Raw genomic sequence first — 21685 nt, 5'->3', positions numbered from 1 at the left:
CCCGGAAAGCCCCGGTGTCTCGCTCAGCCCTCCTTGAAGCCCCGGTGCAGGGCCACCACGCCCCCGGTGAGGTTGCGCCACGCCACCCGCGACCAGCCGGCCGCCTTCAGCCGGCCGGCCAGGCCGGCCTGGTCGGGCCAGGCGCGGATGGACTCGGCGAGATAGACGTACGCCTCCGGGTTGGAGGACACCGCACGGGCCACCGGCGGCAGCGCGCGCATCAGGTACTCGGTGTAGACGGTCCGGAAGGGTGCCCAGGTCGGGTGCGAGAACTCGCAGATCACGACCCGTCCGCCGGGCCGCGTCACCCGGTACAGCTCGCGCAGCGCGGCGTCGGTGTCCTGGACGTTGCGCAGCCCGAAGGAGATGGTGACGGCGTCGAAGACGCCGTCCCTGAACGGCAGCCGGGTGCCGTCCCCCGCGGTCAGCGGCAGCCACGGGTGCCTGCGCTTGCCGACCTGGAGCATGCCGAGGGAGAAGTCGCAGGGGACGACGTAGGCGCCGGTGCGGGCGAACGGCAGGGACGACGTCGCCGTGCCGGCGGCCAGGTCCAGCACCTTCTGCGCGGGCCGGGCGTCGACGGCCCTGGCGACTTCCTTGCGCCACGCCCGGGCCTGGCCCAGGGACAGCACGTCGTTGGTGAGGTCGTACCGTTCCGCCACGTCGTCGAACATCGAGGCGACTTCGTGCGGCTGCTTGTCCAGGGATGCGCGGGTCACGTCCTCATTGTTGCAGCCGGGCCGCCCGGCGGGCGTGCCCACCCGGGCGGCCCGGCGGTCGGTCCCGCCCCGGCCCGGACGACGTGCGCGCTTCGGGGCGGCGTCCCCCCGCCGAGCGCCTCGCGGGAGAACGCCGCCCCGCCCCCTCAGCGCCTCAGGCCGCCCGCCACAGGGCCGGAGCCGACGGGGGCTCCCAGCCGGGCTGCGCGGTGTGGGCCTGGAGGCAGAGGTAGCCGCGGCCCGCGTACGTCACGCGGTCCCCGGCCCGGTACGTGGTGCCGACGGCCCAGGTGCCGTCCGGCGGCGGGGTGGGGCCGGGGCCCGGCTCCTGCGGGACGGAGAGGACGAAGTCGAACGCCGCCTCCTTTCCGCCGCCCCCGTCGCGCACCGTCATCAGCAGCCGCGGGTCGAAGATGGTGTCGGTGTTGTTGCGGGGCTCGTTCGGGAAGTACAGCTGCGTGGTGAGCACGGGCCGGTTGGGGGCCTGGAGCTTCACGTGGATGTGCCGGGTGCGGCCCGGGTAGAGGCCGGGGAAGATGGTGGTGAGGGTGAACGCGCCGTCCGCGCCGGTGAACTGGTGGCCGCGCAGCCGGAACCCCGTGTTGTCGTAGGCGCCGTTCGCGTCGGCCTGCCAGAAGTCCAGCAGGACACCGGAGATCGGCCGGCAGGCCAGGCCGAAGACGTACCCGCTCACGGTGAGCCGGGTGCCGGGCAGGCCGGGTTCCAGCAGGCTGGTGCGCCGCGGGGAGTTCGGTTTGAAGTACGGGCCCTCGGTCTGCGGCGGGGTGGGGTCGTCACCGTCGTCGCAGGGCGGGGTGAGCGGGGGTGTCCCGGTCCCGGCGGTGAGGGTGCGGGCCAGCGCGGGGGCGCCGGCCAGGGCCGCGGGGACGGCGACCGTCGCGGCGAGCGCGGCGCGCAGCACCGTCTTGCGGCGGACGAGAGGAGGGTGCTCCTCGTGGGGCTCCCCGGCCGGGTCGGGTGTCTCGTTCGTCGCGTGGTCCATGGCTGCTCCTAGTGGGGGGCTGTCGGAACGACACCGAGCTGAACGGGACCGAACCTAGGCGGGCGCCCGGGGGGCTTCGAGGGACTGGTGTGCGCGACTGTGGTGTTTTCGGAAGTCGCCGGGGCTCTGCCCGGTCTCCCGGCGGAAGAAGCGGCTGAAGTAGGCGGGGTCGGTGAAGCCGGTGCGGGCGGCGACCTGCCGCACCGACAGCTCGGTGTGCGCGAGCAGCCGCTGGGCCCGGCAGGTGCGGGCCTCGATCAGCAGGCGTCCCGGGCTGCGGCCGGTGGCGGTCCGCACGGCGTGGGTGAGGTGGCCGGGGGTGACGCCGAGCCGTTCCGCGCACTCGCGGACCGTCCAGGTGACCGCCTCGGGGTGGGCGACGAGCCGGACGAACGCCTGGGCGACGGCGGCCCCGCGGCCCTCGGCCGGGACGCCGGGCGCGGGCGCGTCGGGGAGCCGGGCCACCCGGACGGCGAGTACGTGCAGCAGCGCCCGCAGCACGCCCTCGTACCCCGGCCCCCGCTGCTCGTACTCCCCGACCAGCTCGGTCATGAGCGCGCCGATCCGCTCGCCCTCCCCCGGCGGCGGCCGGAACCAGCCGCGCCCGGCGAGCCGGCGCAGCAGCTCGCGGTCGCCGGGGTGGTCGACGAGGAAGTCCTCGGTGAACAGCACCAGGGTGCCGTCGAGGGCCCGCTCGTCCTCCCAGTGGTGCACCTGCCCGGGCGCGATCACGGCCAGGTGGTGCGGTGCGAGCGGCCGGCGGGTGAGGTCGACGACGTGGGTGCCGGTACCGGCGGTCACGTGGACGATCTCGTAGAAGGTGTGCCGGTGCGGCCGGTCCCAGCGGGCGTACGGGCCCAGGGAGTCGAAGTCCCCCGCCGCGAAGGGGACGGCCCCCGGGCCGGCCACTTCCAGCCGGTGCAGGGGCGGTTCGCCGGTACGGGGCGTGAGACAGGGTGTCCCCGGCGGGACGGTGGTGCCGCGCATGGAACCGGACCTCCTCATGGCAGGTACAGACCAATCGAGCGGCACCAGCGTCTCACGCCGGGACGGCCGGCGGCGGCTCAGCCCCGCCGGGCCGCCCACAGGGTGTCCCGCAGCGCCCAGAAGGCGGGCTTGCGGACGAAGTCGCCGGTCATGACGTTCGCGAAGCCCTCGCCCTCGAAGAACACCGGCACCCACGAGTACTTGTCGGTGAAGCCCCAGATGGTGAAGGAGTCACAGCCCTCGACGGCCAGGCAGGCGGACAGCGCCCGCCGGTAGTAGTCGGCCTGGGTGCGCTCCTGGGCGGCGGTGGGCCGGCCGCCCTCCGGCACGTCCATGCGGACGTCCAGTTCGGTGACGGCCGTCTCCAGGCCGAGCGCGTCGAACCGCCGCAGGTTGCTCTCCAGGTCGCCCGGGAAGCCGTAACGGGTGCTCAGGTGGGCCTGCACGGAGAAGCCGTGCACCGGTACGCCCTGCTTCAGCAGGTCCTGGACGAGGGCGTGGTAGGCGTCGCTCTTGGCGTTGACGCTCTCCACGTTGTAGTCGTTGAAGAACAGTTTCGCCTGGGGGTCGGCCGCGTGTGCCCAGCGGAAGGCGTCGGCGACGATGCCCGGTCCCAGCTCGCGGATCCAGATGTTGTCCTGGGTGCGCAGCCTGCCCTGGTCGTCGAAGATCTCGTTGGCGACGTCCCACTGCTGGATCCGTCCGGCGTAGCGGCCGACGACGGTGGTGATGTGCTCCCGCAGGATCGCGCGCAGCTCCTGTGCGGAGAAGTCGCCCTGCTCCAGCCACTCGGGGTTCTGGCTGTGCCACAGCAGGGTGTGGCCGCGCACGACCTGGCGGTGGCGCTCGGCGAAGCCGACGATCGCGTCGGCCGCGGCGAAGTCGTAACGGCCGCGCTCGGGGTGGATGTACTCCCACTTCATCTGGTTCTCGGGGGAGACCGAGCTGAACTGGCGGGCCAGGATCCGCCGGTACTCCTTGTCCGAGGTGAACGGGTCCGGGTAGGGCTGCGACAGGTGGTGGCCGCCGCCCGCCACCGCGGTGCCCACGTGGAAGCCCTCGGGGGCCGCGTGACGCAGCCGGTCGAAGGCCGCGTGGGAGTGCGGGACGCCCCGTTGGGGGCCCGCGTGCCGGTCGCCCGACGGTTCGGCCGTGGCCACGCCGGTGGCGAGCGGGAGCACGAGTGCGGCGATGGCGAGGGCCAGGCCGGCGGAGCGGATCGATCTCATGAGGGAGCCTCATTCCTCGTCTCGAAGATCGCTTCTTCGAAAGTTTCGAAGTTAAGCCCGAAACATTAGGGATGGCCGGACGCTAAGGTCTGGCGCGGCGGCCCGTCAATACGCGTGCAGCGGCGGACCGGCGCGGACACGCGAAAGCGCCCCGCACCCGGAGTCACCGGATGCGGGGCGCTTGGACGGACGTGCCTGCGAAGGCGCCTGTGGACGTGCCTACCGGCGGCGGTGCACCAGCCGCCCCGCGACGACCGTCGCCACACAGGTGCCGGCGCCCAGCCGGACCAGGGCCGCCCGGTCGGGCACGTCGAACACGGCGAACCGCGCGGGGCCGCCCGCGACGAGCGGCGGCAGCAGGATCAGCGGCGCCGGGGAGAGGGACGGCGGCCCCGGCAGCGACGGCGGGCGCCGGCCCACGGCCAGCCCGGCGCGCCGCACCGCGTCCAGCGCGGCCCGCTCGCGCAGCTCCCCCGCGATCGCGACGGTGCCGTGCGCGAGCAGCCGCTGCACACCACGGCGCGCGCTGGCGCCCCGGCGGGCGGGGTCCGCGCGGAACAGGGCCTGCGCCCGCTCCCCGCCGATCGGCTCCGTGCCCAGCCGGTCCGCCTCACGCGGGTCCGGGTGGTACGTCCGCTCCAGCAGCTCGGGACCGTACGGGTTGAGCAGCCCGGGCGTGAGGATGCCGGGCCAGCGCCGCACCCTGGCCTGCGGACGGGCCGCGGCCAGCTCCTCGTACGGGCCGACGGCGGCGACGTGCGCGCCCTCGACCAGGACGGCGGCCTCCGGCGAGGCCTCGGCGACGTGCAGGGTCAGCACTGCGACCTCCCGGACCGGCCGGCTCAGTTGGAGGCGAGGATCTTCAGCTCGGGGTGAGCCGTGCCGCCCTCGATCGCGGTCGACGAGATGTGCGAGACCACCCGCTCGTCGACGGGGTCGTTCGCCGGGTCGTCGTGCACGAGCAGGTGCTCGTACGTCGTGCTGCGCTGGGCCGGGACCCGGTCGGCGCCCCGGATCATCTCGATCATCTCCATCAGGTTGGAGCGGTGCTTGGCACCGGCCGCCGAGACGACGTTCTCCTCCAGCATGATCGAGCCGAGGTCGTCGGCGCCGTAGTGCAGGGTCAGCTGGCCCGCGTCCTTGCCCGTGGTCAGCCAGGAGCCCTGGATGTGGGCGACGTTGTCGAGGAAGAGCCGGGCGATCGCGATCATCCGCAGGTACTCGAAGATGGTCGCCTGCGTGCGGCCCTTCAGGTGGTTGTTCTGCGGCTGGTACAGGTACGGGATGAAGGCGCGGAAGCCGCCCGTGCGGTCCTGCACGTCCCGGATCATCCGCAGGTGCTCGATGCGCTCGGCGTTGGTCTCACCGGTGCCCATCAGCATCGTCGACGTCGACTCCACGCCCAGGTTGTGGGCCGTCTCCATGATCTCCAGCCACCGCTCGCCGCTCTCCTTCAGCGGGGCGATCGCCTTGCGGGGACGCTCCGGCAGCAGCTCCGCGCCGGCGCCCGCGAAGGAGTCGAGCCCGGCCGCGTGGATGCGCTGGATCGCCTCCTCGACGCTGACCTTCGAGATCCGCGCCATGTGCTCGACCTCGCTCGCCCCCAGGCTGTGGATGACGAGCTGCGGGAACTCCTTCTTGATGGCGGAGAAGTGCGTCTCGTAGTACTCCACCCCGTAGTCCGGGTGGTGGCCGCCCTGGAACATGATCTGCGTGCCGCCCAGCTCGACGGTCTCCGCGCACCGGCGCAGGATGTCGTCCAGGTCGCGGGTCCAGCCCTTGTCGCTCTTCGGCGGGGCGTAGAACGCGCAGAACTTGCACGCCGTGACGCACACGTTCGTGTAGTTGATGTTCCGCTCGATGATGTACGTCGCGATGTGCTCCACGCCCGCGTACCGCCGGCGGCGGGCCGCGTCGGCGGCGGCGCCCAGCGCGTGCAGCGGCGCGTCCCGGTAGAGGTCCAGCGCCTCCTCCGGGGTGATCCGCCCACCCTCGGCAGCACGGTCGAGCACAGACTGGAAGTCGGCCTTCTCGGTCACCGGGGCGTCCCTTTCGTCGGGTTGCGGACGGACACCGGACCAGCGTACGCCAGCGATTTCACCGCCCCGACGTCAGGCCGCGCCCGCACCCGAGACCACCCCGATCAGGGCCCCCACGAGCAGGAACGGCCCGAACGCGATCGCCGTCCCGCGCCCCGCCCGCCGCACGACGGCCAGCACACCGCCGTACAGCGCGCCGAGCACGAACGCGGCGAACGTGCCCAGCAGGACCACCGGCCAGCCGTACCAGCCGAGCGCGGCGCCCATGCCGAGCGCCAGCTTCACGTCCCCGAAGCCCATGCCGGAAGGGTTCACCAGGAAGAGGAGGAAGTACCCGCCGCCCAGGGCGAGCCCGCCGAGCAGGGCGGTGGTCCAACTGCCGACGTGGCCGGGGGCGAGCGCGGCAAGCCCCAACAACCCCGGCACGGCCCCGGCGAGCGGCAACGTGAGCACGTCCGGCAGCCGCCGCACCCGCACGTCGACCACACCCAGCAGCACCCCCACGGGCGTGACCAGCAGCCACACGGCCAGCTCGGGCCGGGGACCGGTGGCGGCGGCGAGGACGGCGCAGAGGAGGGCGGTGAGGGAGGCGAGGGCGAGCGCGGAGGGGCCGTACGAGCGGTTGCCGTCACACGCCCCGCACCGGGCCGGGCCGAGCCATCCCCGGAGCGGCCCGCCGATCGGATGCCCCCCGGGACACTCCTCCCTCGGTCCGGGCGCCCGCTCCTCCACGGCGTCCTCGCCGGACACGGCCCCCGCGTCCCCGTGGGGCACCGCCAGCCGGTACGCGGCCCTCGGCAGCACCGCCCCGGCCGCCGCGCCCCACAGCACCGCGGCGGCGATCAGCAGCGGGACGCTCACGGCCCCGTCGCCCCCGCACCCCGGGCCGGCTGATCACCGACGAGCAGCGTCACACCGTCCGCCCGGAAACCCAGCCGGGCGTAGATCCGGGCGACGGCTTCTTCCGCGTACGGCACGGCGGCGTAGTACCGCTGGACGCAGCCCGGCAACGACGGCTCACTCATCCGCCCGACCTTACCGACTCGTCTGTCAGCCCCTGCTGTCACCAGTCACCTGAAGGTGCTCCTCCAGTGATTCCAGCGAAATACCACCTTGCACCCACGCGGTGATGTATTGCAGGTCGTGAACCGACAGGTCGAAGGCCGACCGAAGCACCTGGGCCAACCGGAACGGCTCGGCCCGCAGACGCGGATGCTTGCTGGCCAGGAGATCCGCGATCTCCGCGACGCTGCACCCGATTTCTCGATACTCGACAGCCAAGCGAGCCAGTCGTTCAAGCTCCTCGTCCATCGATTCCCTCATCTCCGGAATGTGGCAAGGACCTGTTGGAAGTCCCCGTCGAGCCTGGGAACTGCTTCATCGATCCTGGCACGCGTGAAGCCGTATCGGGCCGCTTGTCTGCCAGTCCAAGTTCCCTTGGCTGCGGAAACCAGGCCCGCACCGCCGCGGACAGCCTCGTTGAAGCCTCCGAGGTTGTCCCCGTACACCCAGATGCCCTGGATGCCCTGAACCCGGTCCCCGAAGTGAGCCATGACTTCGTCGAACATCTCCTTGCCGCGCAGCGGCGACCCCTTGTCAGGGTTGTTGTGCATCATCATGGTCAGGATGCCGTCGCTGTCGAGGTCAGCAATCACGCCACTACCACTCGCATCATGCGAGATGGAGTAAGTGCTCTCGTTGCCACCACGCGTGACTCCGCAGTTGTGCACGAGTACGGGCGTGGCGTCCGCCAGCACGTAGTACGTGTGCAGGTCGCTGACGGTCAGGTTGTGGACCGTGGCGCGCTGGACCGTCCAGCGGTCGATCGCCGTGATCTGGACCAGGGTGCCGGCGCCCGTGCGGAGCCACTGGCCCGCTCGGAGGTCGGTCGCCTTGACCCACTTGCGCAGGGCCGGGACCCAGAAGGGGTGACCGTCGGTGGCGGTGATGTCTGCGGTCGCCGAGCCCTTCTTGCCGTCCGTGTCGACGGTGACCTTCACCAGGTGCTTGACGCCGTCGCCCTTGATCTCGGCGGTGACGGTCTCCACCCGGGTTTCGCCGGTCTCCGGGTCGGTGGCCATGACCTTGTCGCCGGCCCGGACGTCCTTGATCGCCTTGGTGGTGCCGTCGGCCATCAGGACCCGGGTGTCCGGGGTGAAGCTGTTGCCGATCGGGCAGCTCTCACCCGAGCCGCCGCCGTCCGAACCGCCGCCTCCGTCGGACTTGGAGTCGTCTCCTCCGGAGTTGCTCCTCGATCCGCCCGACTTGGACTCGGCGCGGCCTCCGCCGGCGTTGCCCTTGGCCTGGGAGGTCTTGCGGGCCTGGACCTGGGGGGTGTTGCCGCGGGCGCCCTTGGAGCCCGTGTGGGTCTTCTTCTTGGCTGCCGCGGCGGCGGCCTTCGCCGCCTCGCGGGCCTTGCGTTTGGCTTCCGCGGCTGCCGCCTCGGCGGCCTTCTTCGCGCGGACCAGGGCCGCCCTGGCGGCCTTCGCCGCCTTGATGCCGGCCTCGGCCGCCGCCTTCGCCGCCCGGAACGCCTTGACCGCGCCCATCGTGGCCTTGAAGGCGCCCCACATCTTCTTGCCCTTGGAGATGATGCTGGTCCAGGGGATGGCGTCCATGAGGAGGCTGCCGCAGGCCCACAGGTCGCCCTGGGAGAAGCAGCCGACGACGTCGTTCCAGCCGACGAACTCCTTGAAGACCGCCCAGCCCGTCGCGAGGATCACGTCACCGAGGGACCGGTTCAGGATCTTCTGGTACGCGGCGATCTGCTTGTCGAGCGCCGCGATGGACGCGTCGAAGTTGGTCGCCGTGGAGGTCAGGCCGGACGGGTCCGCGTGGGTGACCGGGTTGTTGTTGGCGTAGGAGTAGCCGTTGGCCTGGAGCGGGTCGCTCTGGTCCAGGACCGGGTCGACGGAGATGAACCGGCCCGTCGACGGGTCGTACTCACGGGCGCCGAGGTGGACGAAGCCGGTGGCCGCGTCGTCGTCGCCGGTGTGGAAGGCGGTGTGCGAGCGGGGTGAGAGGTTGGCGCCCCGGTCCTCGCCCCACGGGTCCTTCCGGTTCAGCCGGACGAACGCGTTGCCGGCGGTGTCGAGGCGGACCTCGGCCATGGGGGTGCCGTTGATGTCGACGGACTGGGCGAAGAGCTGCTCGCTCGCGCCGGTTCCGTTGCCTTCGCGGTACCGGATGACGGAGGGCGCGCCGCCGTGGCCGTAGGAGCGCTCGGCGTAGCGGAGGCTGCCCGAGGTGGTCAGGGCGACCTTGGTGTCGGGCAGGTGCAGGACCGCCCCGCTGGTCGAGCGTTCCAGCAGCCGGTTGCCGAAGGCGTCGTAGACATAGGTGGTCTTGGAGCCCGGCTTCCACAGCTGGCCGATCGCCGTCTGGTCGCAGGACGCGAGGACGAGGTCGGTGCCGGCGGTGGTGGCGGGGGCGGAGAGGCACAGCTTGGAGTCGACGTGCTGGAGCTGCCCGGTGGGCAGGGTCTGCCAGCGCTGGGCCGACAGGTCGGGGTTGCACGCCTGGATGCCGAGGGCGGTGCCGGCGACGCCGGGGGTGGCGGCCGGCTGGACGCAGCGGTCGGCGACCTTGAACTGGCCGATGTTCGCGTTGTCGACCTGGCCGTCGCCGGTGGTGTCGGCGGGTTCGAGGCGGAAGTTCTGCGCCTTGGTGCCGTTGCAGCGCCAGATCTGCACGGGGTTGCCCGCGGCGGTGCTGGAGCTGCTGAGGTCGAGGCACAGGTCGGCGGTGCCGGTCCAGGGTCCGGCGCCGTCGGGGCCGAAGCCGGTGACGGACTCGACCTTGCCGTCCCAGGTCCAGGTGAGGGTCTGGGAGGTGGCGCCGCCGTTGGTGCGGGTCTCCAGGTTGCCGGCGGCGTCGTAGGTCTGGGTGGAGCGGGTGGTGACCGCCGCGCCCTGCGCCGTGGTGGAGGTGGTGGCGTACGAGGTCAGCGTGTGCGGCTGGTCGTTCTTGGCCGTCTCGCTGGTGCCGTAGGCGTAGTCGGTGACGACGTCGCCCTTGGTGTCGACCTTGCCGTCGGTGCCGAACGTCGGGGTGGCCTTGTGGTTGACCTTCTTGGTGCGGTTGCCGAGCGTGTCGTAGCTGTACGACTGCCAGTAGCCGTAGTTGCCGGCGGAGACGTTGACGGTGCCGTCGGCGTAGACGGGCTCGGCGGTGGTCTTGCCGGGGGCGGCGCAGGCTCCCCCGCTCGGGGTGGTCCACGCCTCGGTGAGCTGGCCGAGGGTGTCGTAGGTGAAGCACTGGCGGTCGGTGGTGCCGTTGCCGCTCCGGTCGGCGACGTCGAGGACGTTGCCGGACGGGTCGTAGGCGTACGAGCGCGTGTTGATCGTGTTCTTGGGGACGACCTGCGTGTCGCCGATCAGCTCCCGGACGAGGGTGCTCCTGAGCAGTTCGCCGGTGGCCTCGTCGTAGGTGCTGTCCTGCCAGACGCGGCGGCCCTGCTCGCCGACGGTGGAGCGCAGCACCTGGCCGTAGACGGAGTAGTCGGTCTCGGCGACGTACCAGTCCTTGCCGGAGACGGACACCGGCAGGCCGGCCTTGTTGTACCGGGTGATGACGTCCTCGGCGGTCAGGCCGCCGGCCGCCGGGGCCCGGTAGGACTCGAGCTGGCCCTCCCGGTCGTACGTGTAGGTGTACGGGTACTGGGTGGAGAAGCCGTCGGTGGTCAGGCCCGGAGTGGAGCCCGGCGGGAGGGCGACGGTCATGCCCGTGGGCTGGTAGTCGGCGGTGTAGCCGGCGATCGAGGTGGTGTACGGCTTGCCGTCGGTGTAGCGGGTGGCCTGGGCGAGCTGGCCCTTGCCCGCGGTGGCGGTGTCGTAGGCGTAGGTCTGGGCGACGGTGGCGGTGGTGGACCCCTTCGGGGTCACCTTGACCTCGGTCACCCGGCTGAAGCGGTCGTAGCCGTAGGCGGTGGTGTCACCGCGGGGGGTGACCGCCGTGGCCACGCGGCCCATCGCGTCGTACGTGGTGTGGGTGGCGCCGGCGTCCGGGTCGGTGGTGTCGGTGACACCACCGAGCGCGTTGTACTTCCAGGTGCGGGTGTGGCCGGCGTCGTCGGTGGTGGTGACCAGGTCGCCGCGGACGTCGTAGCTGTAGCGGGTGGTGATCGCCGAGTCCTCGGCGAGCGACGTGTCGCTGAAGGTGTCCTGGCGGACGGTGCGGCCGAGCGCGTCCGTCCACACCCGCGAGGGCGGGGTGCCCTTGGGCTGGCGGACGATCGTGTAGTCGAGGCCGTACTCGTAGCGGGTGCGGCGGTCGGTGGTCGGGACGGGCTGGCCGTCGCCGTTCGTGGCGGTCGCGCCGGTCTGCGGGTACGAGTGGTGGACGGGCGTGACGGTGAGGACCCGGCCCAGGCCGTCGTACGTGTAGGTGGTCGCGTTGGGGACCAGTGACTCGGAGAGCGGGACGACCAGCTTGGTCTCCGGGTCGCCGTCCATGTAGTAGGCGTTGCGCGTGAAGCGGACCTGTCCGGCGGCGTTGTGGAAGGTGTCGGTGATCAGCCGGCCGCCGCCCACCGCCGGGGCCTGGGTCTGCCGTTCGCGGCCCAGTCCGTCGTAGATGGTGGTGGCGGAGGTGTAGACGCCGTCGCCGGGGGACGTGGTGGGGTTGTCGGACAGCGCCTGCGTGACGACGGACACCGGGTGCTTCGGGTCGGTGTTGTACGCGTACCGCGCGGTGGGGTCGTCGGTGGGGCTCTGGGTGGTGTCCCAGACGGCCGTGGTGCGGCCCAGGGCGTCGTAGGTGTACGAGGAGACGCGGCCGTTGGGGTCGCGGGTGGTCAGGCTGGTGCCGCGGCCGGGCTCCAGGGTGGTGCTGCTGGTGAAGCCGGTCTCGGCGCCGTTCGCGTCGAGCTTGCTGCCCGCCACCGTCTCGATGGTGAAGACCTGGCCGGCGGAGGGCTTGTAGACGGTCTTGTTGACCAGTCCCGTCGCGTCGGTGACCTCGGTGATCCGGCCGGTGGAGTCGTACTTGGTCTGCGACTCGGGGTGGGTGGTCTGCCAGCCGGTGCCGTTCTCCGTCGGGATGACCGTCTTGGTCACCTGGCCCTGGGTGGGCGTGGCCGTGTGGGAGGCGGCGTTGTCGTAGTAGACGCGGGAGGCGGAGACCAGGGTGTCCTGGGTGGCGGTGGACAGCTCGGCCGTGCAGGCGGTGGTGCCGGTGGTGGTCACCGTCTGGGCGACCAGGCCGACGAGGTAGACGTCACGGCCGGTGTTGTGCACGTACTGGGTGCGGGTGCACGACTCGTCGCCGGTCTTCGCGGTGTCGCCGTGCTCGCGCACGACGGTGGGCAGGCCGTACTCGTCGTAGTCGGTCTGCGTGGTGACCGTGCGCAGGGTCGACGGGTCGTCGCCGGTGCCGGACGACTTGGTGATCGTCCTCGTGGTGTCGAGGGTGACCCGTTCGGCGACCACGTCCGGCGCGTCGGTGCGGTTGCGGGTGGCGAGGCGCACCGGGTCGTCGGGGATGTTGACGGACCGCGATATCCAGCCGGTGGAGGTGGCGTCGCTGGTGCTGAGGTACGTCAGGGACTCGGCGACCATGCCGGCGTAGGCCTGCCGGTCGGGCTTGAGGGCGGCACCGGTGACGTCGGTCATCGTGTACGACCGCTTGACGTCGTCGGTGGGGTCCTTGGGCGTGTCGTCCTTGATGACGTCGTCGCTCATGCCGCGGTAGTAGCGGGTGACGGTCTTGCTGGCGGCGCTGCCGTCGGTGGCGCTGCCGCCGGTGGTGGTGGTGACGATGGGGTAGCCGCGCCACTGGTCCCAGGTGCGGGTCTTGGGACGGGAGAACTCGGCGTTGTTCTTGGCCCACAGCGCCCCGTCGTGGGCGTCGCTGAAGGTGTCGTAGGAGTACGTCGTCGTCAGGTCCTTGGCGTCCGCGAGCCGCGGCACCTCGGTGATCGTGTGGACGACGTACTTGTGGAACCAGGACAGGTACTTGTCGGTCAGTTCGCCGTCCGCGTGCCAGTGCACGGGGTAGCAGCGCAGCTTGTTCTGGTCGACCGGGGGGAAGCCGGTGCCGGTGGCGCAGGCGCCCTCGGGCGCCTTGTACTCGACGTGGGTGCGGCCGCCGTACTCGGAGATGACGTCGCGGATGCGCAGCCGGCCGAAGAGCGGGCCGGTGTCGGCGGTGCCCTGCCTGACCCGGTTGGGCAGCGGCTCGGTGCCGTAGCCGAAGGAGACCGGGTTGAGGCGCTTGGTGGTGCCGTCCACCGCGTACCCGGTGCGGGTGATGGAGTCCAGCCAGAGCGCGGTGTAGTCCCCGGTGAGGCCGTGCGGGAAGGACTGGGTGAGGTCCCAGGCGTCGACCTTCGACAGCAGGGTCGTGGAGACGCCGTCGCCGGCCAGGCCGCAGGCGTGCGGGGAGCCGGACTCGGTGCCGGTGCCGTCGGTGCTGTACTCGGTGAGCCGTACGCCCTGCTCGCGCTGGGCGCAGGCGGTGACCTTGGACAGCCGCTGGCGGGACCAGAAGGTGGGGGCGTAGTTCGTGCACTTCTTGCCGGCCTTGCAGGCGAGGTCGGCGGGGGTGTCGAACCAGGGCCGGGTCAGATGGGACTGCTTGGAGTCGAAGTTGCCGTCCGAGCAGGCCACCTTGAAGGCGTTGTCGCTGAAGCACCGCTCCTGGGTGGTGAAGACCATGCGGCCCAGCGGTTCCTGCGTGAACAGGGACTCGGCGCGCTGCCCGTAGTCGATGCGCTTCAGCAGGCCGGCGCGGTGGTAGCCGACCGCGTTCGCTTCCTTGTTGTTCTGGGCGTACGCGTTGTGCTCCCGCTCCCACCACAGCGACATGGCGTTGCCGGTGGGGTCGACGACGTAGTCGAGCTGGAAGCGCCAGCCCTGGTCGCAGAAGGAGTCCTTGAACGCGGTGGCGTGGCAGGGGTCGGAGGAGTGGTTGCCGGCGACGGGGACGGTCAGCACGGAGTCGGTCTCCGGCTTGCCGGAGCTCCAGCCGGGCAGCCGGTTCAGGCCGAAGTAGTACTGGGTGCCGTCGCTGGTGGTGACCCGCCAGAACTCGCCGTTGTCGTCCTCGTTGCCGGGGCCGTGGGTGACGTTCAGGATGCGCTGGTACTCGGCGGTGTCGAGCAGCTCGATGCGCATGTTGTCGCCGCGGGCGCTCTTCCACTCCTTGCTGGTGTCGTCGCGGACCAGCTCGGTGGTGGTGCCGTTGAGGGAGAGCACGGCGTTGTGGGTGCCCCAGCACTGGTCGCCGGTGAAGTGCTTCTCGTTGTTGGCGTTCGCCGTGTCGGCGGCGCAGGTGACGAAGGTGCGGGTGATGGAGCCCGGGTGGTAGTCCCAGCCCTCGCCGATCCAGGAGACCTGGTTGTTGGTGGCGGAGGTGCGGCCGTCGGACGACTGGGAGTTGTAGCTGAGGGTGACGTTGGGGGACGGGCCCGACGGCACCTGCGGTCCGGCCATCGTGTACGCGTAGCTGAAGGCGCCGGAGGAGCCGCCCGCCGACCAGTCGCCGCCGGTGGCGAGGGGCGTGGCGCCGAAGTCGCCGGACTGGCCGGCGCCGTGGGAGCCGCCGACCATGTACGCGCCGCCGGCGGCGTCGGCGACCTGCATGACCCGGCTGGGCCCGCGGTCGCCGCGCCACAGCGCGGAGCTGGTGGTGCCGGTGCCGGAGGCGGCGGCCGGGGTGGTGGTGGACGAGCCGCCCGCGGCCGACACGGCCTTCAGGTCGGCGGTGTCGAGGGTGACGTTGAGCAGGGTCTCCGGCACCTGGGCGGTGGTGGCCGTGGAGCCGTCGAGCTCGTCGGTGGCGGTGTCCTCGCCGGGGTCCGCCTCGGACCCGGAGGAGTCGCCCGTGTCCCGGGGCACGGTCACCTTGTCGCCGGTGAGTTCCACCTCGGTGCTCACCGGGACGCCCTGCGAGCACTCCTCCAGTTCGGGAGTGGTGGCGAAGCAGGCCGGCATCAGGTTGAAGGAGAGCCGGTCGAGCCACTCGGCGTTGTAGGCCTCGGCGAAGCGGGTGGCGTCGATGGAGACGACCGCCTGGCCGGTGGCCGTGTCGGGGGCGTCGACGGCGAGCATCAGACCCTGCGCGCCGTTGCCGACCGCCTGGCTCTCGGGGGCCACCGCGACGGTCCATTCGCCTTCGAGGGCGTCGGCCTGCTCGGGCGTGGCGCCTTCGGGCGCGCCGACGGCGACGCTGACCGTGCCGTCGGTGGAGGCGGCGACCGGGGTGGTGGTGCCGGGGGCGAGGTCGGTGACGGCCTTGGTGCCGGATGCCTCGGGCACGGCGGCCACGGCGGCCGGGTCGTAGTCGGCCCGCTTGCCGGTGGAGCCGTCGCCGGAGAGCTGCTGGAGGCCGGCGGTGGGCTGTTCGGCGACGGGGATCGGATCGGTCTCCTGGAGCTCGTCCAGCTCGACCGCCGTCCGGGTGGGCTTCGGCCCGGAGGCGAAGGCACTGGGCAGCAGGGTGACGTTGAGGCCCAGAAGTACGGCGGCCACGACGCCGACTCTGGCTCGGCGACGTATCAAGCGCTCACGCACAGCCGACCGACCCTTCCCGAGTCACAAACCATCAGGAACGAACGGACCGATGGCACATGGTGATCAATGACTGGGGAGAAGGTGCGGGTTGGCGAAGATCAGCGTCAAGTTGTGGAGAGGCTGTGTTAGCTATGTCACTGCCGAAAATAAGGCAAAAATAAGCAATGAAGCGCGTTGCGCTACGGCACAGTCGCCGCCGCGGCTGGTATCGCCGACGAAGGTGTTGATCTCTTCCCGGCCGCCCGCTCATACTCCAACCGCCCAATCCGGCGCACAGCGCGCTCACAAGGCTTGTCATCAGGCCCGAGGGCATCCCCCCGAAGAGCTGGAGAAGGGCCCGCCGTGAGCGACGCAGACCCCCGTACCCCGCGCCGGCGCCGGCGCGTCCTGGCCGCCGCCGTGGCACTGGCCGTGCTCGCGGGCGGTGGAGCCGTGCTCGCCCTGCGCGACGACGGCCCGGCCGCCGAGGCGAAGGCGCCGCAGGCCCGGGCGAAGGGCGAGAAGCTGTCCGCCGAGGACACCGCCCAGCGCAAGGCGCGCAAGACCGGCGAGAAGGTCGAAGTCACGGCCCTCACGGACGAGTTCTCGCAGACCCACGCCAACCCCGACGGCACCTTCACCTACACCGTCTCCGCGCAGCCGGTGCGGGCGCGGAACACCAAGGGGACGTGGGCGCCGATCGACACGACGCTGCGGCGGCACGGCGACGGCTGGCGGACCGTCAACAGCCTCTACCCGGTCACGTTCTCCGGGGGCGGCGGGGACGGCACCCGGGCGATGGGCGGACGCTCGCCGCTCACCCCGGTCGCCCTCCGCGCCGATGAGACCGCCGCCGACTGGTCCCCGCTGCTGTCGATGACCGCCGAGTCCCACACCGTCCGGGTCGAGTGGCCCGGTGCGCTGCCCGAGCCGGCGATCGACGGCGACCGGGCGCTGTACGCGGGCGTACGCCCCGGTGTCGACCTGGTGCTCACCGCGCGGGACACCGGCTTCACCCACGTGCTGGTCGTGCACACTCCCGAGGCCGCCGCCGCGCTGGCCCAGGACCCGCCGCGCTACCGGGTCACCTCCCCCACCCTCGACTTCTCCCTCGACCCGGTCACCGACGTGCTGACCGGCCGGGACGGCGACGGCAGGGAGATCGCCGTGGCGCCCACTCCGTTCCTGTGGGACTCCGCGGGTACCCCCGACGCCGGCGCCGCCACCGGCCCCGAGGCCGCCACGGGCACCAACGAGGACCCGGAGACCGTCGAGGAGGCCCCCGCCCGGCCGGAGGAGGCGCCCGAGGAGGACGACCCCGAGGCGCCCCGCGCCGGTGCCGCCGAGCCCGGCGAGGCCGAGCCCGCCGCCTTCTCCCGGTCCACCGCCTCCGGCACCTTCGGCCTGCCCGCCCTGCACGGCCCCGGCGACGGCGCGCACGCCACCACCGTCCCGGCCTCGCTGGGCGACGACGGCGTGCTGACGATCACCCCGCCGGACAGCTACCTGCACGGCGACGAGACCCTGACGTACCCGCTGTTCCTGGACCCGCCCATCGTCGGCACCCGCGCCAACTGGACCACGGTGTACAAGAAGTACCCGACGTCCAGCTTCTACGACGGCGCCAACTACAACCAGGACACCAAGGAGGCCCGGGTCGGCTTCGAGCGGGACACCTGGGGCACCGCCCGCTCCTTCTTCCGCTTCGTCCTCCCGCGCTCCATCAAGAACGCGGACGTCTCCAGCGCCACCCTGAAGGTGCTGGAGACCCACTCGTGGTCGTGCAGCAAGCGCACGGTGCAGGTGTGGCGCACCGAGGACTTCGGCACCCGCACCACCTGGAACCACCAGCCCGCCTGGAAGCGGAAGATCACCTCCAAGTCGTTCGCGTACGGCTGGAAGTCCAACAGCTCCTGCCCGAACGCCTTCGTGAACTTCACCGTCACCTCGCTGGCCCAGGAGGTCGCCGACCAGGGCTGGACCGACTTCAACATCGGCCTGGTCGCCTCCACCTCCAGCTCCGCGCCGACCGGCTCCGCGACCGGGCTGGAGACGGACACGTACTCGTGGAAGAAGTTCAAGGCGGAGCAGGACGACTCGCCCAGCGTCAGCATCACCTACAACCGCAGGCCCAACACCCCGACCTCCGTCACCATGAGCCCGGGCTCCTGCGACACCAGCACCTCGCCGTACATCAAGCTCGGCAAGAGCGCGCCGCACCTCACGGCCAAGGGCACCGACCCGGACAAGGACCTGGCCAAGATGGAGTTCCAGGTCTGGCGCACGAACTACTACGACACCACGGCGAAGAGCTACTTCGACACCTCCGTCAACGACGGTGAGACGGCCTCCGTCCAGCTCGGCTCGCTCGTCAACGGCTACACGTACTCCTGGCGGGTGCGCGGCTGGGACGCCAAGGTCAGCAGCCCCTGGGCGCCCACCGGCGGTGACGGGGTCTGCCGCTTCACCTACGACTCCGACTTCCCGGACTCCCCGGCGCCGGTCGGCTCCACGCAGTTCCCCGGCTACGACGCCGACAACAACGCCCCCGACGTGTGGTCCCCGGAGCCCCTGGGGTCGAGCGGCAGCTTCACCTTCTCGGTCGGCGACCCCGACGAGAACGACATCGTGAAGTTCGTCTACTCGATCAACAACACGTCGTACTCCGCCTACGTCTGCGCCAACGGCAAGCAGGGCAACACCGGCGGCCTGACCGCCTCCTGCACCACTCCCGTCAAGACCGCCACGGCGACCGGGGTCGAGCCGCCCACCGCCGGGCCCAACACCCTGTACGTGAAGGCCGTGGACGCGGCGGGCAACCTCTCGCCGGCGGCCCGCAAGTACTACTTCTTCGTCACCCCGCGGCCCGAGCCCGACGGCCCCGGCGACCTCACCGGCGACGGCAGCGCCGACTTCGGTTACCTCACCACCAGCGGCAACCTGTGGATCGCCCCGGTCACCGAGAACGGCCGGCACATCAACGGCATCTACGGCACCCACGACAGGGGCACCCTGCTGAAGGACGCGGACACCGCCCCGCACATCTGGGACGGCAACGGCACCCTGTCCCTGGTGACCCACAACGGGGACTTCGCCCCCGGCGACGGCATCAGCGACTGGGTGATCCGCACCCCCGAAGGCCGCCTCTTCATCTACCCCGGTGACGGCTACGGCGCCGTCGACGTCTCCCGCCGCGTGGAGGTCCGCCTCCCCGCGAACGCCCCCTCCCCCGCCACCTTCAGCGAGATCAAGTCCGCTGGCGACATCACCGGCGACGGACAGCCCGAGCTGTTCGCCGCGGGCGGCGCCGGCGGGGCGGAGCTGTGGGTCTTCTCCGGCTACACCGGCGGCACCTTCACGACGGCCACCCAGCTGACCAGCAGCGCCTGGGCCGACCGGGACTTCGTCGCCATCACCGACTACAACAAGGACGGCGCGGCCGACCTCACCTACCGCACCGCCTCCGGCAACATCTGGCTGCGCAAGGGCATCAAGGAGAGCGACGGCACCGGCACGGTCCTCACCAGCCTCGGCACCGCCGCCGCGAGCTCGGGCGGCGTCGACAACGCCTACGCCTCCGGCACCATGCTCCCGGCCGACTTCCCGTACCTGTACGGCGGCCCGGACACCACCGGTGACGGCGTCCCGGACATCTGGGCCGTCGACAAGGCGGGCAACCTGCTCCTGTACGAGGGCGGCGCCACCACGATCGACACCACCCCCGTCACCGTCCGCACCGACTACCAGACCGTCCGGCAGCTCGGCTGACCCCTCGCCGTACCGGCCGGCCGGCCTTCGAGAGCCGCGCCTCGGGCCTTCCCGGGGCGCGGCTCTCCGCTGCGTGGCGCAGGTCGCCGCCCACCCGGGCCGGCCGCACGGTCGCCGGGACCCGGCCGCACCCGCCGTGGTCGGGTCCGGCCCCCCGGCGCAGGCTGTTCCCGCCGTGGTCGGGTCCGGGCCCCGGCGCAGGCTGTCCCCGACCTCCGGCGCCCCCGGGGGGCGGAGGGGTCCAGCGCGGTGGCCGGGGAGGAAGCCGCCGACGGCGTCCTTGCCGCCGCCGTCCCGGGGCAGCGGAACGAAGAGGTACGCGGACCCGGTGGTCACGGCCGCGAGCGCGCCCGCGACGGCGCTCCGGCCGCCGTCAGGGCTGGAGCAGCTCCACCTTCACATCGGCGGGGAAGCCCGTCGTCGGGCCGACCCGCCGGGCGAACTCCGCGACGGCCGCGAGCTGCGGTCCGCCGAAGCGGAAGTCGAGGGTGGTGAAGTACCGCTCCAGCACCTTCTCGTCGAAGGACTCCCAGCGGGCCGCCTGCTCGGCGACCTTGCCGACCTCCTCCAGGGAGAGGTTGCGGGAGGCGAGGAACGCCTCGTGGACCTTGCGGGTGATGACGGGTTCGCGTTCCGCGTAGTCGCGGCGCGCCGCCCACACCGCGAAGACGAACGGCAGTCCCGTCCACTCCTTCCACAGCGCGCCGAGGTCGTGCACGGCGAGGCCGTAGCGGGGACCGTCGTGCAGGTTGGCGCGCAGTGCGGCGTCGCCGATGAGGACGGCGGCCTCGGCCTCCCGCATCATCAGGCTGAGGTCGGGCGGGCAGGTGTAGTAGTCGGGCTGGACGCCGAACCGTTCCGCCAGCAGCAGCTGGGCCAGCCGGACGGAGGTGCGCGAGGTCGAGCCGAGGGCGACCCGGGCGCCGTCGAGCCGGTCCAGCGGGAGCTGCGAGACGATCACGCAGGACATGACCGGTCCGTCGCAGCCGACCGCGATGTCGGGGAAGGCGACCAGGTCGTCCGCGTTCTTGAGGAACTCGACGAGGGTGACGGGCCCGATGTCGAGGTCTCCCTGCACCAGCTGCTCGCTGAGCTTCTCCGGGGTGTCCTTCGTCAGCTCGAAGTCGAGGAGCGTGCCCGTTCTCGCGAGCCCCCAGTACAGGGGCAGGCAGTTCAGGAACTGGATGTGGCCGACGCGCGGCCGGGTGCGAGAAATGTCCACATCGCGAGGCTAGACCCTGGGGAGTAGGCTTCAGGCCCCGACCCCGGCGTCAGGCAGGCGTCCGGATCTTCAAACGTCCGGGTGACGTGATCTTGACCTCTATTGCTTTCGGGTGCCCGCGTGCTAGGCTCGCCGCAAGTTGCAGTTTGGTTTCCCTTGCAGTACAGAGCCTGCGGAGCATGTGACCGCGGGCTCTCGTCGTTTTCAGGCGGATGCAGTTGTGCAGAACTCGTCTTCACACTTGCTGGTTCTGGAGCAGGGCAACCCTTTGAGCCCAAGGAGGGCTTATGGCTACCGGAACCGTTAAGTGGTTCAACGCCGAAAAGGGCTTTGGCTTCATTGCCCAGGAAGGCGGCGGCCCCGACGTCTTCGTCCACTACTCCGCGATCAACGCGACCGGCTTCCGGTCCCTCGAGGAGAACCAGCAGGTGTCCTTCGACGTCACGCAGGGCCCGAAGGGTCCGCAGGCTGAGAACGTCACCCCGGTCTGATCCTTTCCTGATCCGGGATCGAGTGCAGTACCCAAGGAGCCCCGCGCCGCAAGGCGACGGGGCTCCTGCCCTTTTCCCGCCAAACGCGCGGTGAACGTCCGGCGAATTCTCAGACGTGCTGCATGATCAGCACGAATGTGGTGCCCGGCGCCAGCGCCTCGTAGGCGTGCGGCACGTCTCCGCGGTACGTCATGTAGTCACCCGGCCCCAGTTCCGCGCTCTCCCCGAGCGGCCCCGCCTTCACCCGTCCGGTGCTCACGATCAGGTGCTCGACGGTGCCCGGGATATGCGGCTCGGATTCCCGCGCCGCGCCCGGTTCGGCCCTCAGGTGGTAGATGTCACGCCGGGCGCCGGGCGGGCTCGCCGACAGCAGCGTCGCCACGTAGTTCGCCTGTTCGGAGGCGACCGCGGGGCCCTCTCCCGCGCGGATCACCCGGACGGCCGGCGCCGGCGGCTCGACCAGCGCGCTGAACGGCACGCCGAGCGCCACGCCGAGCGCCCAGATCGTCTCCATGCTCGGGTTCCCGCTCGCCGCCTCGAGCTGGGAGAGCGTCGACTTGGCGATCCCGGCCCGTTTGGCCAGCTCGGACAGGGACAGCCCGGCGCGGGTGCGTTCGCGGCGCAGGGCGGTGGCGATCCAGTCGAGGGGGAGGCGGGGCGGGGTGCCGTCGGTCATGTCGTTCGCTCCAGAAGTACGATCGTTCGGCTTGACGAACAGGGAGCCGTCTGTTCATTG

Annotated in this window: 14 protein-coding genes; 2 read left to right on the top strand and 12 right to left on the bottom strand. The window is 71.6% G+C overall.

Annotated elements, in window-relative coordinates; genetic code table 11:
* Positions 1-23 precede the first annotated feature (23 nt).
* The 10 genes from SGLAU_RS19390 to SGLAU_RS19350 form a co-directional block, all read right to left on the bottom strand.
* The gene (locus SGLAU_RS19390) at positions 24-719 is read right to left on the bottom strand and encodes a demethylmenaquinone methyltransferase (RefSeq protein WP_043503176.1); all 696 of its coding nucleotides are present in this window, start codon (positions 717-719) and stop codon (positions 24-26) included.
* A gap of 154 nt (positions 720-873) precedes the next feature.
* Positions 874-1722 (bottom strand): carbohydrate-binding protein, encoded by an 849-nt coding sequence (locus SGLAU_RS19385; RefSeq protein ID WP_078957787.1) that lies wholly within the window; start codon positions 1720-1722, stop codon positions 874-876.
* Between the two features lie 54 nt (positions 1723-1776).
* Complete coding sequence (locus tag SGLAU_RS19380) at positions 1777-2709, bottom strand: helix-turn-helix transcriptional regulator (RefSeq protein ID WP_043503174.1); 933 nt, start codon at positions 2707-2709, stop codon at positions 1777-1779.
* A gap of 77 nt (positions 2710-2786) precedes the next feature.
* Complete coding sequence (locus SGLAU_RS19375) at positions 2787-3938, bottom strand: endo-1,4-beta-xylanase (protein ID WP_043503173.1); 1152 nt, start codon at positions 3936-3938, stop codon at positions 2787-2789.
* A gap of 219 nt (positions 3939-4157) precedes the next feature.
* Complete coding sequence (locus SGLAU_RS19370) at positions 4158-4757, bottom strand: imidazolonepropionase-like domain-containing protein (protein WP_043503170.1); 600 nt, start codon at positions 4755-4757, stop codon at positions 4158-4160.
* A gap of 23 nt (positions 4758-4780) precedes the next feature.
* Positions 4781-5977 carry a cyclic dehypoxanthinyl futalosine synthase gene (mqnC, locus tag SGLAU_RS19365; RefSeq protein WP_043503167.1) on the bottom strand — a complete coding sequence of 399 codons (1197 nt, stop codon included), beginning with the start codon at positions 5975-5977 and terminating at the stop codon, positions 4781-4783.
* 72 nt (positions 5978-6049) lie between these two features.
* Entirely contained in the window at positions 6050-6838 is a 789-nt protein-coding gene (locus SGLAU_RS19360) for a prepilin peptidase (RefSeq protein WP_043503166.1), read from the bottom strand.
* Complete coding sequence (locus SGLAU_RS35280; RefSeq protein WP_159072792.1) at positions 6835-7002, bottom strand: hypothetical protein; 168 nt, start codon at positions 7000-7002, stop codon at positions 6835-6837. The genes SGLAU_RS19360 and SGLAU_RS35280 overlap by 4 nt, the downstream gene beginning before the upstream one ends.
* 25 nt (positions 7003-7027) lie before the next feature.
* A complete protein-coding gene (locus tag SGLAU_RS19355; protein ID WP_043503165.1) occupies positions 7028-7288 on the bottom strand; it encodes a hypothetical protein in 261 nt (86 codons plus the stop codon).
* Between the two features lie 8 nt (positions 7289-7296).
* A complete protein-coding gene (locus SGLAU_RS19350; protein ID WP_052413825.1) occupies positions 7297-15447 on the bottom strand; it encodes a polymorphic toxin-type HINT domain-containing protein in 8151 nt (2716 codons plus the stop codon).
* 384 nt (positions 15448-15831) lie between these two features.
* Between SGLAU_RS19350 and SGLAU_RS19345 the strand changes: the two genes are divergently transcribed.
* The gene (locus SGLAU_RS19345) at positions 15832-19236 is read left to right on the top strand and encodes a DNRLRE domain-containing protein (protein WP_052413824.1); all 3405 of its coding nucleotides are present in this window, start codon (positions 15832-15834) and stop codon (positions 19234-19236) included.
* A 373-nt stretch (positions 19237-19609) separates the two neighbouring features.
* On the opposite strand, the gene SGLAU_RS19340 is transcribed toward SGLAU_RS19345, so the two are convergent.
* Complete coding sequence (locus SGLAU_RS19340) at positions 19610-20458, bottom strand: menaquinone biosynthetic enzyme MqnA/MqnD family protein (protein WP_043503164.1); 849 nt, start codon at positions 20456-20458, stop codon at positions 19610-19612.
* Between the two features lie 287 nt (positions 20459-20745).
* Here SGLAU_RS19340 and SGLAU_RS19335 point away from each other — a divergent pair, with 287 nt between their 5' ends.
* Positions 20746-20949, top strand: coding sequence for a cold-shock protein (locus tag SGLAU_RS19335; RefSeq protein WP_004984723.1), 204 nt, complete (start codon positions 20746-20748; stop codon positions 20947-20949).
* A gap of 109 nt (positions 20950-21058) precedes the next feature.
* On the opposite strand, the gene SGLAU_RS19330 is transcribed toward SGLAU_RS19335, so the two are convergent.
* Positions 21059-21625 (bottom strand): helix-turn-helix domain-containing protein, encoded by a 567-nt coding sequence (locus tag SGLAU_RS19330; protein ID WP_043503162.1) that lies wholly within the window; start codon positions 21623-21625, stop codon positions 21059-21061.
* Positions 21626-21685: the final 60 nt, after the last annotated feature.

Origin of the sequence: Streptomyces glaucescens (assembly GCF_000761215.1) — a bacterium.
Taxonomy (GTDB): Bacteria; Actinomycetota; Actinomycetes; order Streptomycetales; family Streptomycetaceae; genus Streptomyces; species Streptomyces glaucescens_B.
This window is presented reverse-complemented; position numbering and strand designations above follow the sequence as displayed.

Bases quoted from the DNA above. Each gene is read 5' to 3' on its own strand.
- SGLAU_RS19385 (WP_078957787.1), bottom strand. From the start codon at position 1,722: ATGGACCACGCGACGAACGAGACACCCGACCCGGCCGGGGAGCCCCAC.
- SGLAU_RS19380 (WP_043503174.1), bottom strand. From the start codon at position 2,709: ATGCGCGGCACCACCGTCCCGCCGGGGACACCCTGTCTCACGCCCCGT.
- SGLAU_RS19375 (WP_043503173.1), bottom strand. From the start codon at position 3,938: ATGAGATCGATCCGCTCCGCCGGCCTGGCCCTCGCCATCGCCGCACTC.
- SGLAU_RS35280 (WP_159072792.1), bottom strand. From the start codon at position 7,002: ATGAGTGAGCCGTCGTTGCCGGGCTGCGTCCAGCGGTACTACGCCGCC.
- SGLAU_RS19355 (WP_043503165.1), bottom strand. From the start codon at position 7,288: ATGGACGAGGAGCTTGAACGACTGGCTCGCTTGGCTGTCGAGTATCGA.
- SGLAU_RS19335 (WP_004984723.1), top strand. From the start codon at position 20,746: ATGGCTACCGGAACCGTTAAGTGGTTCAACGCCGAAAAGGGCTTTGGC.
- SGLAU_RS19330 (WP_043503162.1), bottom strand. From the start codon at position 21,625: ATGACCGACGGCACCCCGCCCCGCCTCCCCCTCGACTGGATCGCCACC.